Raw genomic sequence first — 16,811 nt, forward strand, 5'->3', positions numbered from 1 at the left:
TTGGTCGCGATAAAAAACACAAGCGGGGAGACTTTTTCAGCCAGTTATGCCATCGAAAATATCGCTAATGTCAGCACCAATGGCTAGAAGAAATGGCTGAACGGAAGACAGGTATCCTGCAGGGTTAGAGATACCCCTTCGAAGCAATCCTTCTTACAAACAAGCGGAGAGCAATATCATGGCAGAAGATAAATCCAATGCCGAAGCTTATTGGAAGGCCAACTTACGCCTCATCACAGGCTGCATGATCGTCTGGGCACTGGTGTCTTACGGCTTTGCAATCCTGCTGCGCCCCCTGTTGTCAGGGATTCCCGTCGGCGGCACAGACCTGGGGTTCTGGTTCGCTCAACAGGGATCCATTCTGACCTTCATCGGCCTGATCTTCTTCTATGCGTGGAAGATGAATCGGCTGGACAAGAAATTCGGGCTCGGGGAGTAAGCCAGCATGAGTCAATTTTTGATTAACGTTCTCTTTGTCGGCGCCTCCTTTGCCATTTATATAGGCATCGCCATCTGGGCCAAGGCCGGGTCGACCAAGGACTTCTATGTTGCCGGCGGTGGCGTCCACCCCGTCACTAACGGTATGGCGATCGGGGCCGACTGGATGTCCGCGGCCTCCTTCATTTCCATGGCGGGCCTCATCGCCGCCGGGGGCTATGCCAACTCTACCTTCCTGATGGGCTGGACAGGCGGCTACGTGCTACTGGCCATGTTGCTGGCCCCCTACTTGCGCAAGTTCGGCAAGTTCACCGTGCCCGAGTTCATCGGCGACCGCTTCTACAGCAGGACGGCGCGCATGGTGGCCGTCATCTGTTTGATCGTGGCGTCTGTGACCTACGTCATCGGCCAGATGGCTGGCGCCGGCGTAGCCTTCTCGCGCTTTTTGGAAGTCGACGCAACTACCGGCTTGATCATTGCCGCTGTGGTCGTGTTCTTCTATTCGGTGCTGGGCGGCATGAAAGGCATTACCTATACCCAGGTGGCCCAGTACATCGTACTGATCATCGCCTACACCATCCCGGCGGTTTTCATTTCGCTTGAGCTGACCGGTAATCCGCTGCCAGCGCTCGGCCTGTTCTCCGATCACAACGCGTCCGGCGAGCCGCTGCTGTCCAAGCTCAACGAAGTGGTCACCGCCCTGGGCTTCAATGCCTACACGGCGATGGTAGACAACAAGTTGAACATGGTGCTGTTCACCCTGTCGCTGATGATTGGTACCGCTGGCCTGCCCCACGTCATCATGCGCTTTTTCACCGTCCCAAAGGTGGCTGACGCACGCTGGTCAGCCGGTTGGGCACTGGTCTTCATCGGCCTACTCTACCTGACAGCACCGGCCGTGGCCTCCATGGCACGCCTGAACCTGATGACCACCATCTATCCGGACATGGCGGGCCAGGTCGAGAATTACGAAGACGCCACCACTAACCCGATCGCCTACGAGAGCCGTCCTGACTGGATTCGGACCTGGGAAGAGACTGGTTTGATCACTTTCGAGGACAAGAACAACGACGGCAACATCCAGTTCTACAACAATGCCGCCGACTTCTCCGAGCGTGGCTGGGAAGGCAACGAACTGGAGGTCAACAATGACATTCTGGTGTTGGCCAACCCGGAAATCGCCAACCTGCCCGGTTGGGTAATCGGCCTGATCGCTGCGGGCGGCCTGGCTGCAGCACTGTCCACGGCAGCCGGCCTGCTGCTGGCAATCTCCTCGGCCATTAGCCATGACCTGATCAAGGGGGCGATCAATCCCAACATCTCGGAGAAATCCGAACTGATGGCAGCACGCATCTCAATGTCCGTTGCTATCGTCGTCGCTACCTATCTCGGTGCCAATCCGCCAGGGTTCGCGGCCCAGGTCGTGGCGCTTGCCTTCGGTATCGCTGCAGCCTCGCTGTTCCCGGTGCTGATGATGGGGATCTTCTCCAAGCGGGTGAACAACAAGGGTGCCATCGCCGGCATGCTCTCCGGTCTGATTTTCACCTTGGTGTACATCTTCATCTACAAGGGCTGGTTCTTCATTCCGGGTACCAACAACCTGCCGGACACCCCGGAAAACTGGGTACTGGGTATTTCCCCGCTCTCCATTGGTGCTGTGGGAGCCATCATCAACTTCGCCGTGGCCTACCTCGTCTCCAACGCGACCGAGCAGCCGCCGCAGGAGATCCAGGATCTGGTGGAAAGCGTGCGTTATCCGAAAGGCGCTGGTGGTGCCATCGATCACTAAGCCATAATAGCCTCGGCCCGGCTGGTCCGGGTCGCGGGACCACACTTATCGGGCTTCCCTGTGGAAGCCCGATTTTCGTTAGGAAGAGCGTCGTATGATTTGGCACTTGATAGCAGCAATATTCGCCGGCCTCGGGGCTGCAGGGGTCGGCTTGATCCTGCGCCTGCTCAGCGGCAAACGGTTGCCGCGTTGGATCGTTCCGGCCTTGGGCGGCCTAGGGATAATCGGCTACCAGATTCATTACGAATATACCTGGTACGATTACAAGCAGGCCCAACTGCCGGCCTCGGCCCAGGTGGTATCCACGGAAACCGACCAGATGGCCTGGCGTCCCTGGACTTATGCCGTGCCGTTGATTACTGCTTTCAACGTCGTCGACCAGAGCAACCTCGTCACTCGAGAAACCGGGAAGGATCGCCTGGTCGAGTTCATCCTTTACCGCTTCGAACGACAGCACACCGATCATGTCTCGCATCAGGCCTATCTGCTGAACTGCTCTGCGCAGGAAATGGTGCCCCTCGCCGAAGAGAGCCGCCAGCCCCGCTACACGGAGCTGCGCCGCGTCGAGGCCTCGGCCCCCCTGTATCAGGCGGTCTGCGACAACGCCTGAGCCTAACGATCCGAAGGGCAGGCGTACGCCTGCCCTCACGGCCGCCCCTTCCCTACGCTTCGCCTGAAATCCGCCTGCGCTCTTCCATAGGTGTCAAACATCTGCCCGTACGAAGGTCGGGCCGGAGGGCTCACTCATGTAAACTGCGCTTCTTCGTCGCTTCTTGCAGTGCCCGACCACCGCTCGTCGAGCGCTCAGCCAAGCCTTAGAATAGCGGCTGACCAAGGGGGAACGCTCATGTTTGCTGGCTGGCTGCTGATCGCCATCTCGCTGTGCTATATCGCCATTCTGTTCTTCATCGCCTGGCGTGGCGACCGGCGCGCCAAGCTGCGCGGCGCCGTACAACGTCGCCCGGTGATCTACAGTCTCGCCCTGGCCATCTACTGTACCTCGTGGACCTTCTATGGGGCGGTGGGGCAGGCGGCGACCTCGGGCTGGTCATTCGCCAGTATCTTCGTCGGCCCGCTGCTGACCTTCCTGCTGTTCTGGCCAATCCTGGCCAAGATGATTCGTGTCGCCAAGCGCCAGAACGTGACGTCGATCGCGGACTTTATCGCCTCGCGCTACGGCAAGACGCAGTCGCTGGCCGCCTTCGCCAGTCTGGTGGCACTGATCGGTACGCTGCCCTACATCGCCTTGCAGTTGAAAGCCGTCTCGGCGGCCTTCGTGGTACTCACATCGACTTCGGACATGACCCGCGCTCCGCTGTTCGCCGATACCGCATTCTATGTTGCCGTGGTCATGGCCGTTTTCGCCATCCTGTTCGGCACCCGCCACACCGACGCCACCGAGCACCACGAAGGCCTGGTACACGCCATTGCTTTCGAGTCGCTGGTCAAGCTGGTGGTGTTCGTGATCTTGGGTGCCTATGTCACCTGGGGCATGTTCAATGGGCTTGGCGATCTGCTGGGACGTGCCGACGATTATCTGGAGCTGCAGCGCCAGTTGGCGGAACAGGACTTCGGCCAAAGCTTCTGGGCACAGACCCTGCTGGCCATGCTGGCGATCTTCTGCCTGCCTCGCCAGTTTCATGTCATGGTGGTCGAGAATACCCACCCCGACGATGCCGCCCGGGCACGCTGGCTGTTTCCGCTTTACCTGGTGGTCTTCGGCTTCTTCGTCCTTCCGATTGCCGCCGCCGGCCTGACCCTGTTCCCGCATGGCAGTGTAGAGCCCGACACCTTCGTGCTGGCCCTGCCCATGGCCGCCGGCAACGATCTGCTCACCCTGCTGACCTTCATCGGAGGATTCTCCGCTGCCACCGGCATGGTGATCGTGGCAGCAGTCGCGGTATCCATCATGATCTCCAACGAGATCGTCATTCCGCTGCTGTTCCGCATGCGCTGGTTCGACACCAAGGCCCGCGATTATGGCCGCCTGGTATTGCGCGCACGGCGCGTGACGATCGTGGCCATCCTGGCGCTGGCCTACGGCTTCTACAAGCTGACCGCTGAGTTCAGCTCGCTGGCATCCACCGGCATGCTATCGTTTGCCGCCGCCGCCCAGTTCGCTCCTGCCCTGCTCGGCGGCCTGTACTGGAAGCGTGGCAATCGTCTCGGCGTTATCGCCGGCATGAACATCGGTTTTGCGGTATGGGCCTATGCGTTGCTGCTGCCGACCCTGGCCAAGGCCGGGGTGGTGTCCGGCGACTGGATGGCCGGTGGCCCCTTCGGCATTGCCTGGCTCTCACCAACGCAACTGTTCGGCCTGCATTTTGGCGATCCCTTTACCCATGGGGTAATGCTGTCGCTGGGCCTCAACCTGTTCTGCTATATCTTCGTTTCACAGATCACCCCGCAGCGGGTCGTAGAGCGCATCCAGGCCTCATTGTTCGTCGACAGCGTCGAAACCCGCCAGACTTCGGTCAATCGGCCATGGACCGGTGCCACTACGGTGGGCGATCTCAAGGTCCTGTGTGAACGCTTCCTCGGCGCCAGCCAGGTCCAGCGCGCCTTCGACGATTATGCCCGGCGCAGCGGCCAGGCTCTGGAGTACAACACCCGCGCCTCGATCGATGTGATCCAGTTCACCGAACGCTTCCTGGCGTCGGTGCTCGGGGCCTCGTCTGCACGCATTGTCGTCAACTCGGCACTGCAGGGCCGCGGCATCGGTATCTCGGACGTGATATCCATCGTCGACGAGGCCTCGCAAGTTCTCGAGTTCAACCGTGCCCTGCTGCAGGCAACCATCGAGAACATCAACCAGGGCATCAGTGTCGTCGACCAGAACCTGCGCCTGGTGGTGTGGAACCAGCGCTACCTCGAGCTGTTCCGCTTTCCCGATCACTTGATCCGGGTCGGCGCGCCCATGGACAAGATCTTCCGTTATAACGCCCATAACGGCGAGTACGGGCCCGGCGATCCCGAGGAGCACGTCGATCTGCTGGTCGAAAATATTCGCCAGGGGCAGCCGCACCGCTACGTGCGCTACCGCCAGGATGGCACCGTGCTCGAGGTGCAGGGCAACCCCATGCCCGGTGGCGGTTTTGTCTACACCTATCAGGACATCACCCAGCAGAAGCGCACCGAGGAAGCGCTGATCCGCTCGGAAAATAACATCCGAATCTATACCGACAACGTGCCGGCACTGATCGCCTACTTCGACAAGGATTGCCGCTACCTCTTCACCAACCGCGCCTATGAACAGGCCTTTGGCATCGACCGTAACGAAGTGATCGGAGAGCGAGTGGAGAGCGTGATGTCGCAATCCATCGCCCGGGATCGAGCGCCCTGGATGCGCCTGGCGCTGAGCGGCGAGCGGGTGAGTTTCGAGATCTCGCTCGATGACGGCGACGGTGGCACGCGTTATATGCTGGTCACTTACACGCCTCACTTCGGGGATGGCGGCGCCATCCTCGGTTTCTTCGCGCTCTATCAGGACATCACCGAGCGGCGCCTGGCCGAGATCGCGCTCAAGGAAACCAACGAGAATCTAGAAGAACGCGTCCGCGAACGTACCCAGGCTTTGTCGGAGGCCAACGCCGCGCTGCGCCAGGAGAACCGCGTGCGCGCCGAGGCAGAACAAGCCTTACGCCAGGCCAAGCAGGTCGCCGAGGATGCCAACACCTCGAAAACCCGCTTTCTGGCCGCCGCCAGCCACGATTTATTGCAGCCACTGAACGCTGCACGATTGTTCACCTCGGCACTATCGCAACAGGTCGATGCCGAGGACCTCAAGCGTACCATCGGACATATCGACAACTCGTTGCAGGCCGCCGAAGAATTACTCGGCACCCTGCTCGATATTTCTAAGCTGGATGCCGGCGCCCTGACACCGCGCCGTAGCCATTTCGCCCTGAGCGATATCTTCCGCCCACTACGGGCCGAATTCGAAGTGATGGCCGAGGAGCGCGGGCTCGATCTGAACGTCGTGAGCACCAAGGCGTGGGTGGACAGCGACACTCAGATGCTGCGTCGAATCATCCAGAACTTTCTCTCCAATGCACTGCGCTACACCCAGCATGGTCGAGTGCTGCTGGGCTGCCGGCGACGCGGCGAGCGGCTGTCCATCGAAGTCTGGGATACCGGCCCGGGCATTCCCGAGTCCAAGCTGACCGAGATCTTTCAGGAGTTCCGGCGTCTCGACCAGGCCTCGCGACACAAGGAGAGCGAAAAGGGCCTGGGATTGGGCCTGTCGATTGCCGATCGCATGAGTCGGGTTCTCGATCACCCGATCAAGGTCCGTTCCTGGGAGGGAGTGGGCACCTTATTCTCGGTGTCGGTCCCGACGGTGGCAGCACGCGCCAGCGACAAGACGGCCGAAGATATTCCCTCCCGGCGCGCCGGCAACAAGCTGGCCGGTGCCCGGGTGATCTGTATCGACAACGAGACGCTGATTCTCGAAGGCATGAAGGCCATGCTCACCGGCTGGGGCTGCGAAGTGTTCACGGCCACCTCGATCGGTGGAGCCAAGTCGATCCTGCGTCACCTCGACAGCGATCCCGACGCTATCCTTGCCGATTATCATCTGGACAATGAAGTTACTGGCCTGATGGCGTTAGAGGCCTTGGCCGAGCGCTGTCAAGGACCGGTGCCGGGCATCGTGATCACCGCCGACCGCACCGACGAAGTCGCCGAGGAGATCAAGCGTGCCGGCTATCAGCTGCTGCTCAAGCCGGTGCGCCCTGCTGCCCTGCGCGCCCTGCTCACACGTACCCTGCAGGCCAACCGTGCCGTCCGCCAAACACAATGACCCATTCAAGGTTCGATACGGCCTGCGTTGTCTGATGCAGGCCGCATCTAAGCCTTTCGGCCATCATTGACACGTCGATTATGGCTCTCAATGGTTACGTGTTATTTTTTACTCTTCGTGGTGAGTGACAAGAGCCCCTGAATGAACTCCATGCCCAAGCACGAACACTTCAAGCGAGTTCGGCAGGATCACCAGACCGAGTTGGTGGAAGATTACGTGGAGGAAATCGCGCATCTTCACTCTACCCTGGGCGAGGCGAGAGCCAGTGACCTCGCCGAGCGCTTCGGGGTCAGTACGGCAGCTGTTTCCAAGGTAATTTCGCGCCTGAAACGCGATGGTCTGGTGGTTGCCCGCCCCTACCGAGGCATTTTCCTGACCGAGTCCGGCGAAGCGTTGGCCAAACGCGTGGCTATTCGCCACGCAGTGGTACTCGACACCTTGCGCAAGCTGGGTGTACCGGAAGAGATCGCCCGCGCCGACTCCGAAGGCATCGAGCATCACTGTAGCGAAGAAACCGTCGCCGCCATGCGCCGTTTCCTGGGCCAAACGGTAAATTGATCGCAGCTGCCATCCTTTCGGCTTGCTCGATCTATCCAATTAGTAGGCCACGTTGAGTGTCAGCGAGGCATGAGGGATCAAGGTATCGCGTGAAAAGGCGGGATCGGCCTGACGTATTTCATCGCTTCGCGCCAGTACGCCGATCTGACCGTTCAGGTTCCAGTTACCGACGCCTCCAGCCATCCCCTTGAGCGGCAGGCTCGCCCCGACACCGGCGTCCAGATACCGGCCGGTGCCACGCTCAGCACCATAGTAACCGTCAAAGCCGACCCCGACCTCCACGGGGAAGCTCAGCGTGAGCGAATAGCGTCCCTGGGTCAGTGGCATCTGCGGCGCGATGTTGGCGGCTACCAACCAACCGTCGTCTTGCTCGCCGACCGGCTTGGTTATCTTGAGCTGAGGACTTAGCTGTCCCAGCGCCGATCCATCGGCATACTGCGCTGCCAGCGTCGTTTCCTGAGTGAACTCGAAATCCTCAATTGGCGAACTGAAACCCGACTGTGTAACGGCCCCTAGCCAGTTTTCTCCCAAACGCGCCGATAGACCGAGATACCAGTTGCTCTCGTACCAATGCCCATCGTCCATCACCGGCCGGTGGTCGCCACTGGCAATACCGTTCGAGGTTCCGAACGTCAGGTTGAGCCCGTGGAGCGGCCCCGTCGCGCCATCAATCAACTGCGCGGTGGCGCTCAGTCCGACACCGAAAACAACCTGACCGAGGTCTTCGCCTTCATTATCGTAAGCGCCACGCGAATAATCGCTGCTCGCCACGCCAAGCGAGCCCCGAAAATGCCACCGCCCAGTGTGGGCGGGCTTGAAAGTGGCAATATCGCCGAGTTCCCCCACAGCGGAAACCGGCCGCGGCGATGAATCGTTGCGCTCGGCGGCAACCGCCGGGAAAGATAACCAGCACGCTGCCAGAGCGGCGCTCAGGCTCCATGCAGGGCTGATTCGATGGGGAAAGTTCATACCGACTCCGTCTTCCACTGGCCGGGCTACGGCAACGAAGGCGTCACCAGGCCCTGAATGATGCACTTCCTGAGAGGCAAGCAGGCACTGGCGATTACGCTGGCTTACCGGACCGAATGGCCTGCGTATTGTCAGCGTAGCCACGCACAGAAGGCGGCTCAAACGGATCTGGACTATTGAAGGGGGTATACGGTTTAAGGAGGTAGACGGTAGAACGCATAAGACCCGCATCATGAGCGGGCCTGAACGGGGCGCTATATCGCCTGGAGCAGCAGCCTAGCTGGCTCAGCTCTCGACTTTGGGTGGCTCGACCTCGAGCTTCTGAGCCGCGATTACCGCCTGAGTGCGTGAATGCACACCCAGCTTGCGCAAGATGGCGGTCACATGGGCCTTGATCGTGGCTTCGGATACGTTGAGCTCAAAAGCGATCTGCTTGTTCAGCAGCCCTTCCGTGAGCATGTTGAGTACGCGAAACTGCTGGGGCGTCAACGAAGCGATAGCCTCGGCGAAGCGCGCCTCTTCCTCGTTGAAATCCTCGAGCAGACCGGTCATCTCCTCCGGGAGCCAGACCTCGCCATCAAGAATTTCCCCAACCGCCTCGGCAATCACACTGAGTGAGGCCGACTTGGGAATGAAACCAGACGCCCCGTAGTCGATCGCTCGGCGTACCACGTGCGGCTCGTCACTGCCCGAAACGACGGCCACCGGAATATCCGGAGTCTGACCTCGCAACTGAATCAGGCCGGAGAAACCGTGCGCACCAGGCATATGCAGGTCGAGCAGGATCAGATCGGCATCGGGATGACGCGTTACCACCTCGGTCGTAGCATCCATGGTGTCAGCTTCGACGATTTCGGCCTGCGGCGCCACCTGCCGTAGCGCTTGGGTCAATGCGGCGCGAAACAGCGGATGATCGTCAGCGACGATGAATTTCTGGGCAAAAGCCATTGAGTCTCCTCCGGATCCTCCTGCAGCGTACGGCCGCACCGTCTCGGCGGTGCTGGACACGATCCGCCTTTTCCTTCCGCATGTTACCCCATGCCTTGCCGGATTCCCAAGGTTGGAATGAAAGGATCATAAAAAACCATGAAAAAACCGGCTCCTTGAGCCGGCATGAGAATCAGGCCACCGTAAGCTGGCTTACCCCATCCTGTCATAGCGCCCAGGGTCCAGAGGAAGATGGCCTGACAGACAATGCGAAATCAGCGATTGGCGCGGTTGGAGATCAGGTCCTCGACTACGCTCGGATCGGCCAACGTGCTTGTGTCGCCCAGACCCTCACATTCGTTGGCCGCGATCTTGCGCAGGATGCGGCGCATGATCTTGCCAGAGCGAGTCTTGGGCAGGCTCGGAGCCCACTGAATGACATCCGGCGAGGCGATCGGACCGATATCCTTGCGCACCCACTGGACCAGCTCCTTCTTGAGCTCATCGCTGGGCTCGTATTCATCGCCCAGAGTAACGTAGATATAGATGCCCTGCCCCTTGATGTCGTGCGGATAGCCAACGACTGCTGCCTCGGCGACGGCCTGGTGAGCTACCAAGGAGGACTCGATCTCGGCGGTACCCATCCGGTGGCCCGAAACGTTGATAACGTCGTCGACACGCCCGGTGATCCAGTAGTAGCCATCCTCGTCGCGACGACAGCCGTCACCGGTGAAATACATCCCCTTGTAGGTCGAGAAGTAGGTCTGAACGAAGCGCTCGTGATTGTTCCAGATCGAACGCGCCTGACCCGGCCAGGAATCCAGAATCACCAGATTGCCGTCCGTAGCGCCCTCGAGGATGTTGCCCTCGTTATCGACCAGCGCCGGCATGACACCGAAGAACGGGAGCGTGGCAGAGCCCGGCTTGAGGTCAGTGGCGCCGGGTAGTGGCGCAATCATGATGCCGCCGGTCTCAGTCTGCCACCACGTATCGACGATGGGACAGCGTGAGTTGCCGATCACCCGATGGAACCATTCCCAGGCTTCCGGGTTGATCGGCTCGCCTACCGAACCAAGCAGGCGCAGGCTGTCGCGCTTGCTGGACTGCATGACGTTGTCACCATGAGCCATCAGGGCGCGTATGGCGGTCGGGGACGTATACAGGATCGACACGTTATGCTTGTCGATGATTTCGCCGAGACGGCCGTGGGACGGATAACTGGGCACGCCCTCGAACATCAGGGTGGTAGCACCGTTGGCCAGCGGCCCGTAGACGATATAGCTATGCCCGGTGACCCAGCCGACGTCGGCGCTGCACCAGTAGACCTCGCCATCGTGGTAATCGAAGACGTACTGGTGAGTCATCGACGCATGTAACAGATAACCGCCAGTGGTGTGCTTGAGTCCCTTGGGCGCCCCGGTGGAGCCTGAAGTGTAGAGGATGAACAGCGGGTCCTCGGCATTCATGGTCTCGGCGGCACAATCGGTGGACTGCTTTTCGGCCACCTCGTGATACCAGACGTCGCGGCCATCGTTCCAGTCGATGTCGCCCCCAGTGCGCTTGACCACCAGCACATGATCCACCACATCGGTGCCTGTCCGGGTCAGCGCAGCATCGACGTTGTCCTTGAGGGGCACGTGCTTGCCGCCGCGCACCGATTCATCCGCGGTGATGACCAGCTTCGACTGTGCATCGACGACACGCTGAGCCAGAGCATCCGGTGAGAAGCCGCCGAACACCACCGAGTGGATGGCACCGATGCGGGCACAGGCCAGCATCGCCATCGCCGCCTCGGGGATCATCGGCATGTAAAGGGTGACTACGTCGCCCTTACCGACACCGAGTTCCTTGAGTGCATTGGCCAATTGGCAGGTTTGCGCATGCAGCTCACGATAGGTCAGGGTCTTGCTCTGGTTGGGGTCATCACCTTCCCAGATGATTGCCGGCTGATCGCCACGCGTTTCCAGATGGCGATCCAGACAGTTGACGCTGGCGTTGAGCTCGCCGTCCTCGAACCAGCGGATGTCGACATTTTCCGCGTCGAATTCGGTGTGCTTGATCTTGGTCGGAGCCTTGGCCCAGTCGAGGCGCTTGGCCTGCTCAGCCCAGAACCCTTCAGGATCGTCTACCGACTGCTGGTACATGGCCTGATATTTTTCCCTGTCCGCCCAGGCGTTGGCGGCGATCTCGTCACGCACTGGATAGACTTTCTGCTGTTCGGTCATACCTAAGCCTCTGCACCTTGAAACATGTTTCTGTCGGCTTCGGAAATAAGCCGACCCCTGAAAGTGCATTCAGCATATACCCAGACAGGGGGCTGCACCCTATTAGACATTGGTAGAAGCGATTTCTTCTTAATATTCAAAAACTTAAGAAGACAATTTCAAAGTTGTTCCAAAGCCTTATAGACCAAGGTCTGGCGGCATTGTCGACAAAAATAGGCTTGACCGGCTCGGGCACGGGCATGGCGACGGTGGCTAAAATAGTGGCTGCGGCAGGCACAGTCATAACGATGAGGCGCCGGGCTAGCCGAGCGGGTATCGAAGCGATGTGTCACGCGTGGCTCGAGACCGTACAGGCGCGTCATAACGCTACGCCATTCGCGGCCGTGTGGCTGCACGCGACTGCCATCCTTGAGGTGATGAACCAGCCAGTGCGCCATCTCGTGGGGAATCACATCGACGAAGAAGGCCTGGCGATTCTCGCTGAGCAGAACCGGGTTGAGGCGCAGTCCACCGCGACCGAAATGGGCCTGACCGGCGCATTTGCCACGGATATCCAGCCACACCTTGGGGCGCGGCAGCTCGGGATACACCTCGCAGGCGAGTCTCCAGGCGGCATCGACCCGCTCTATGGCGCGGGCATACAATGCCGGCCTGTCGAGGGCAGCGAGTTCTTCGGGATCAGGGGTTGGAAGCACAGGGGATTGCATTGCGATGCTAGAATGCCGCTCAATGCGGCGCGCGTCCAGCGCCAGACTCATTTTTTCGGTGAAAACGACATGCAAGAGACGCCACGCCCCACCCCGCTGCTTGATGACGAAGAGCTGGATCGCCTGGATGATTTCCTCGACTCCGACCGGGTCGATGCCGATGCTCTGGACGTGATCGGTGCCCACGGATTCCTGGTGGCCCTAGCCGTGGCCCCCCGTGACATCCCGGCCACGACCTGGGTTGGCGAGCTGTTCCATGGCGAGCCCGAGTTTATCGACGACGCCGAGCGCGACGAGATCCTCAGCCTCCTCGAGCGCCTGCGCAACAACGCCGTGGAGGCCCTTGAGCAAGGTCACCTGCCAGAACTCCCATTCGAGCTGGAACTCGGCGGCATTGCGCCCGAGGAAACCCCGATCGGTGACTGGTGCGCCGGTTTCATGGAGGGAGTATTCCTCGACGAGGCGGCTTGGTTCGAAGGTAACGAGGAAGACGCCGCTACCCTGCTGCTCCCGTTCATGGTGCTGTCGGGCCTGTTTGAGGACGAGCCGGAAATGGCCGACCTCAGCCGGGATGCCACCCAGGCAGAACGCCTCGTGCAGCAACTTCCGGAGCTGACCCTCGATCTATATCTTCACTACCGAGTGCCCCCGGAGAGTCCCAAACCAACACCGCGCAAGAAAAAACCCGCCGGACGCGGCGGCAAGCGACGTCGTTGAGGCGCTTGCCCGCCTGTCAGCGCAAGCGCGTAACCCAGGAATCGAGAGTGCCGAAAACCCATTCCCGGAATCGGTATCGCCGGGGCCGCTGAGCCCACTGAGCAGGCAGTATTTCACGGCTCACCGAGAAGTTGTGCTCGAACAGGGCTGCCGTCTGGTCGGCGAAGGAGGCATTCAGCACCTCCTGGTTGGCCTCAAGATTCCATTGCAGGCTCCAGTGATCGAAATTGCAGGAACCGACGCTGACCCAGGTATCCGCCAGTGAGATCTTGGCATGAATGAAACCCGGCTGGTATTCGTAGATTCTTACCCCGGCACGCAACAACCTGCCGTAGAAACGCTGTCCGGCATACCTGACGCCGGGGTGATCGTGGGTATCGCCGGGCAGCAGTAGCCTGACATCAACCCCACGTCGGGCTGCCCGGGCCAGGCGCCGGCGCAGCGACAGGGTAGGCACGAAATAGGGCGTACACACCCAGATGCGCTGCCGGGCGGTCATCACGCGCTGATGCAAGGAGTGGCGAATGGCCTGGTAGCGATACCCCTGGCCCCACATCACGCGACCTAGCATTGTACGTTCCGCCGTTGGCTGTCCGTGTGCCTTCAGGCGTTGGACGAGCGCCGGATCGCCATCGCCTCGGGTCAACGGCGAGCCCCATAAACGAGCAAAGAGCTGCAGCCAGTCGGCCACGACCGGCCCTTCTATACGTACCGCGACATCGAACCAAGCATCAATGAATTCATCGACCGCCCCAAAGCCACCGGTAAACGCCACCTGGCCGTCGACGATCAGCAGCTTGCGATGGTCTCGCATGAGTACGTTACCCAGATGCCCCCAGGCCAGAGGATTGAAGAAGCGCAAGGCCACGCCGGCCTCGCGTAGCTTGTCGCAATCCTTGCCGTCGAGTCCCATGGACCCAAAGCCATCGAGCAGCATCAGGACATTCACGCCACGCTGCGCAGCGTCGGCCAGCCGGTCAATGAGCCGTCCGGCCAACCGTCCCGACTCCATCAGGTACAGTTCGAGAATGATGAACGAGCGAGCCTCCGCAATGGCGTCTTCCATGACCGGCAGATATCGCCGACCTTCGGCCAGTAGCGTGAAATGATTGCCATCCCGCCACGTGCCGCGTCTGCGCCGGCCCGACTCCGCCGTATGCTTTCTCAATACCTTATCGCTCCAGTTCGTAAGACAAATCGCTATAATGCCGCAATATTCCCTTGCCGGCATAGGAGTGGCCTTGCTGACCTCCCTGCTCCAACCGTTGCGTCCGCCATTCCGCAAGCTGCTTGCGCGCTGGGTCGACCTGCGCCTGGTCGAGCCCGATCCCCACACGTTGGGTCTCGATCCAAACAAGCCCACGCTCTACATCCTGTCCCGTACGGCGCTGTCCGATAGCCTGCTGCTGGAAGCCTTCTGTGCACGCCACGACCTGCCGCCTCCTGATGCACGGCTGCACCTGGGCCCCCATGCCCTGAAGGCATGCGTTCCACTGCCCAGGCCGGGTCGGCGATTATGGGGCCGCTTGCCGCCTGCGCCCGCGCCGTTCGCGGCCTTGATCGATGAACTCAAACAACATCCTGACCAGGATGTGCAACTGGTCCCGGTCAGCGTGTTCTGGGGAAGGGCCCCGGGCAAGACATTCGGTTTCTGGAAATTGCTGGCTGCCGACGACTGGAAGCTCACCGGACGCATGCGCCGTTTGCTGTCGGTGCTGATCAACGGCAAGGATGTCGAACTACACTTGGGTGCCCCGCTATCGCTACGCGAGCTGTCCGATGGCCGTTCCTCAGAGCTGACCAGCCGCAAGGTGTCGCGACTGCTACGCGTACACTTTCGTCGCGTCCGCACTCGCGTACTAGGACCCGATCTGTCGCACCGCAACATACTGATCGAAGGTGTCGTCGCCAGCCCGGTAATCCAGCGCACCATCGAAGAGTGCGCCACCGCATTGGGGCAGTCTCCGCAGCGCATGCGCCGCCGTGCCTGGCGCTACGGGCGCGAGATCGCTTCCAACATGAGCTACCCGGTACTGCGCTTTCTGGCCCAGCTACTGCATCGCCTCTGGAATCAGCTTTATGCCGGGGTACGGGTCAACGGGCTGGAACGAGCCAAGGCGCTAGCAGGCGACCACACCCTGGTCTACGTTCCCTGCCATCGCAGTCACATCGACTACCTGCTGCTCTCCTACGTCCTCTACCGGGAAGGCCTGATGCCGCCCCACATCGCTGCGGGCCGCAATCTCAACATGCCAATGGTCGGACCGCTGCTAAGACGCGGAGGGGCATTTTTCATGCGCCGCAGTTTCAAGGATAACCGCCTCTACTCGGCCGTATTCAATGAGTATCTGCATCGCCTGCTGTCACGCGGTCATCCGGTGGAATACTTTATTGAAGGCGGGCGTTCACGCAGTGGACGCATGCTGACTCCACGCCCCGGCATGCTGGCCATGACCCTGCGTTCCTACCTGCGCGGCACTCACCGCGAGCTTGCCTTCGTCCCGGTTTATATCGGTTATGAGAAAGTGCTGGAAAGCAGCAGCTATCTCAAGGAACTGCAGGGCAGCGTCAAGAAGGAGGAATCACCGTTCGATCTAGTAAGGGTGCTAGGGCAACTGCGTCAGCCTTTCGGGCAGGTCTCGGTCAACGTTGGCGAGCCGCTGCGCCTGGGCGAATTCCTTGATGGCTGTATCCCAAGCTGGCGCCAGGCGGAGAATGATACGCGCCCACCATGGTTGACCCGCGCGGTCCCGGCGCTGGGCCGCGAGCTCAGTCGTCGCATCAATGCCGCTGCGTCCCTCAATGCCGTTAATCTAGTGGCACTGGTGCTGCTCGCCACGCCACACCGCGCTATCGAGGCTGAGCTACTCAAGGAACAGATGGTGATGCTGACCGACCTGCAGCGATTACATCCCGGCGGCGTGCATCTCAGCTTGCCGGGTGGGACACCAGACGAGTGGCTCACCGCCGCGCATACACTGGGCTTCATTGAGCGGCGCGACCAGGCGCTGGGCGAACTGATTCTGGCCAACAGCCAGCAGGCCACACTACTCACCTGGTATCGCAACAACGTACTTCACTTGTTCGCCCTACCGGCACTGGTCGCCTTCGCGTTCCGCAATAATGCACGCCTGGATCGCGATACGTTGTACGAACTGCTGGCCCCGGCCTGGCCATTGATCGACCATGAGCTGAGCGTCTCGTTGCCCGGCAACTTTCGCCAGGCGCTCGACACCACGCTAGAAAGCCTGGTAAGCCTGGGCTTGCTACGCCACGAGAACGGTATCTGGCGGCGCCCCCCCAGCCACGAGGCGGATAGCGAACGCCTCAGTCTGTTAGGTCGTTTGATTCAGCCGTCACTGGAACGCGGTTATCTGCTGCTCGCCGCCCTGCTGCGCTACCCCAGCGGTAGCCTGACCCGGGAAGAACTCGAGGAACACAGCCGCCAATTGGCCGAGCGGCTGACCTTGCTGTCCGGTCTCAACGCCCCGGAGTTTTTCGACCGGCGCCTGTTCAGCGGCTTGCTCGACACGCTGGAGGAGGAAGGCTGGCTATGGCGTGAGGGGAGTCACTTGTGCTTCGACAAGGCACTGGCAGCTGCGCAGTTGCGAGGCCGCGTGCTGTTCGACCCTGGGCTGCGCCACCGCTTGCGTCAGATCGCCCGCCAGTGAAACGGCAAC

Annotated in this window: 12 protein-coding genes; 7 read left to right on the forward strand and 5 right to left on the reverse strand. The window is 60.6% G+C overall.

Annotated features, from left to right (window positions below; translation table 11 throughout):
* The first annotated feature begins 178 nt into the window (after positions 1-178).
* From F568_RS0101535 to mntR, 5 genes are all read left to right on the forward strand, one after another.
* Positions 179-439: a DUF4212 domain-containing protein gene (locus tag F568_RS0101535; RefSeq protein ID WP_019016935.1), complete on the forward strand. Its 261-nt coding sequence runs from the start codon at positions 179-181 to the stop codon at positions 437-439.
* Positions 440-445: 6 nt separating this feature from the next.
* Positions 446-2,227, forward strand: coding sequence for a sodium:solute symporter family protein (locus F568_RS0101540; RefSeq protein ID WP_019016936.1), 1,782 nt, complete (start codon positions 446-448; stop codon positions 2,225-2,227).
* 94 nt (positions 2,228-2,321) lie between these two features.
* Positions 2,322-2,837, forward strand: coding sequence for a hypothetical protein (locus F568_RS0101545; RefSeq protein ID WP_019016937.1), 516 nt, complete (start codon positions 2,322-2,324; stop codon positions 2,835-2,837).
* A 237-nt stretch (positions 2,838-3,074) separates the two neighbouring features.
* A complete protein-coding gene (locus F568_RS0101550) occupies positions 3,075-7,028 on the forward strand; it encodes a hybrid sensor histidine kinase/response regulator (protein ID WP_019016938.1) in 3,954 nt (1,317 codons plus the stop codon).
* Between the two features lie 141 nt (positions 7,029-7,169).
* Complete coding sequence (mntR, locus tag F568_RS0101555; RefSeq protein WP_019016939.1) at positions 7,170-7,586, forward strand: manganese-binding transcriptional regulator MntR; 417 nt, start codon at positions 7,170-7,172, stop codon at positions 7,584-7,586.
* A 39-nt stretch (positions 7,587-7,625) separates the two neighbouring features.
* Here mntR and F568_RS0101560 read toward each other — a convergent pair whose 3' ends face one another.
* The 4 genes from F568_RS0101560 to F568_RS0101575 form a co-directional block, all read right to left on the reverse strand.
* A complete protein-coding gene (locus tag F568_RS0101560; RefSeq protein ID WP_019016940.1) occupies positions 7,626-8,555 on the reverse strand; it encodes a hypothetical protein in 930 nt (309 codons plus the stop codon).
* Positions 8,556-8,840: 285 nt separating this feature from the next.
* On the reverse strand, positions 8,841-9,503 hold the full coding sequence (locus F568_RS0101565) for a response regulator (protein ID WP_019016941.1): 663 nt from the start codon (positions 9,501-9,503) through the stop codon (positions 8,841-8,843).
* Between the two features lie 254 nt (positions 9,504-9,757).
* Positions 9,758-11,707 (reverse strand): acetate--CoA ligase, encoded by a 1,950-nt coding sequence (gene acs / locus F568_RS0101570; protein ID WP_019016942.1) that lies wholly within the window; start codon positions 11,705-11,707, stop codon positions 9,758-9,760.
* 158 nt (positions 11,708-11,865) lie between these two features.
* The gene (locus tag F568_RS0101575) at positions 11,866-12,414 is read right to left on the reverse strand and encodes a SprT family zinc-dependent metalloprotease (protein ID WP_019016943.1); all 549 of its coding nucleotides are present in this window, start codon (positions 12,412-12,414) and stop codon (positions 11,866-11,868) included.
* A gap of 69 nt (positions 12,415-12,483) precedes the next feature.
* Between F568_RS0101575 and F568_RS0101580 the strand changes: the two genes are divergently transcribed.
* Entirely contained in the window at positions 12,484-13,131 is a 648-nt protein-coding gene (locus tag F568_RS0101580) for a YecA/YgfB family protein (RefSeq protein ID WP_026300263.1), read from the forward strand.
* 16 nt (positions 13,132-13,147) lie between these two features.
* Here the strand turns inward: F568_RS0101580 and F568_RS0101585 are convergent, their stop codons facing one another.
* Complete coding sequence (locus F568_RS0101585; RefSeq protein WP_019016945.1) at positions 13,148-14,299, reverse strand: phospholipase D-like domain-containing protein; 1,152 nt, start codon at positions 14,297-14,299, stop codon at positions 13,148-13,150.
* A gap of 67 nt (positions 14,300-14,366) precedes the next feature.
* On the opposite strand from F568_RS0101585, the gene plsB reads away from it, so the two are divergent.
* Positions 14,367-16,802 (forward strand): glycerol-3-phosphate 1-O-acyltransferase PlsB, encoded by a 2,436-nt coding sequence (gene plsB / locus F568_RS21955; RefSeq protein ID WP_371827857.1) that lies wholly within the window; start codon positions 14,367-14,369, stop codon positions 16,800-16,802.
* The last annotated feature ends 9 nt before the right edge of the window (positions 16,803-16,811 follow it).

This window comes from Modicisalibacter luteus DSM 23508 (assembly GCF_000378505.1).
Taxonomy (GTDB): domain Bacteria; phylum Pseudomonadota; class Gammaproteobacteria; order Pseudomonadales; family Halomonadaceae; genus Modicisalibacter; species Modicisalibacter luteus.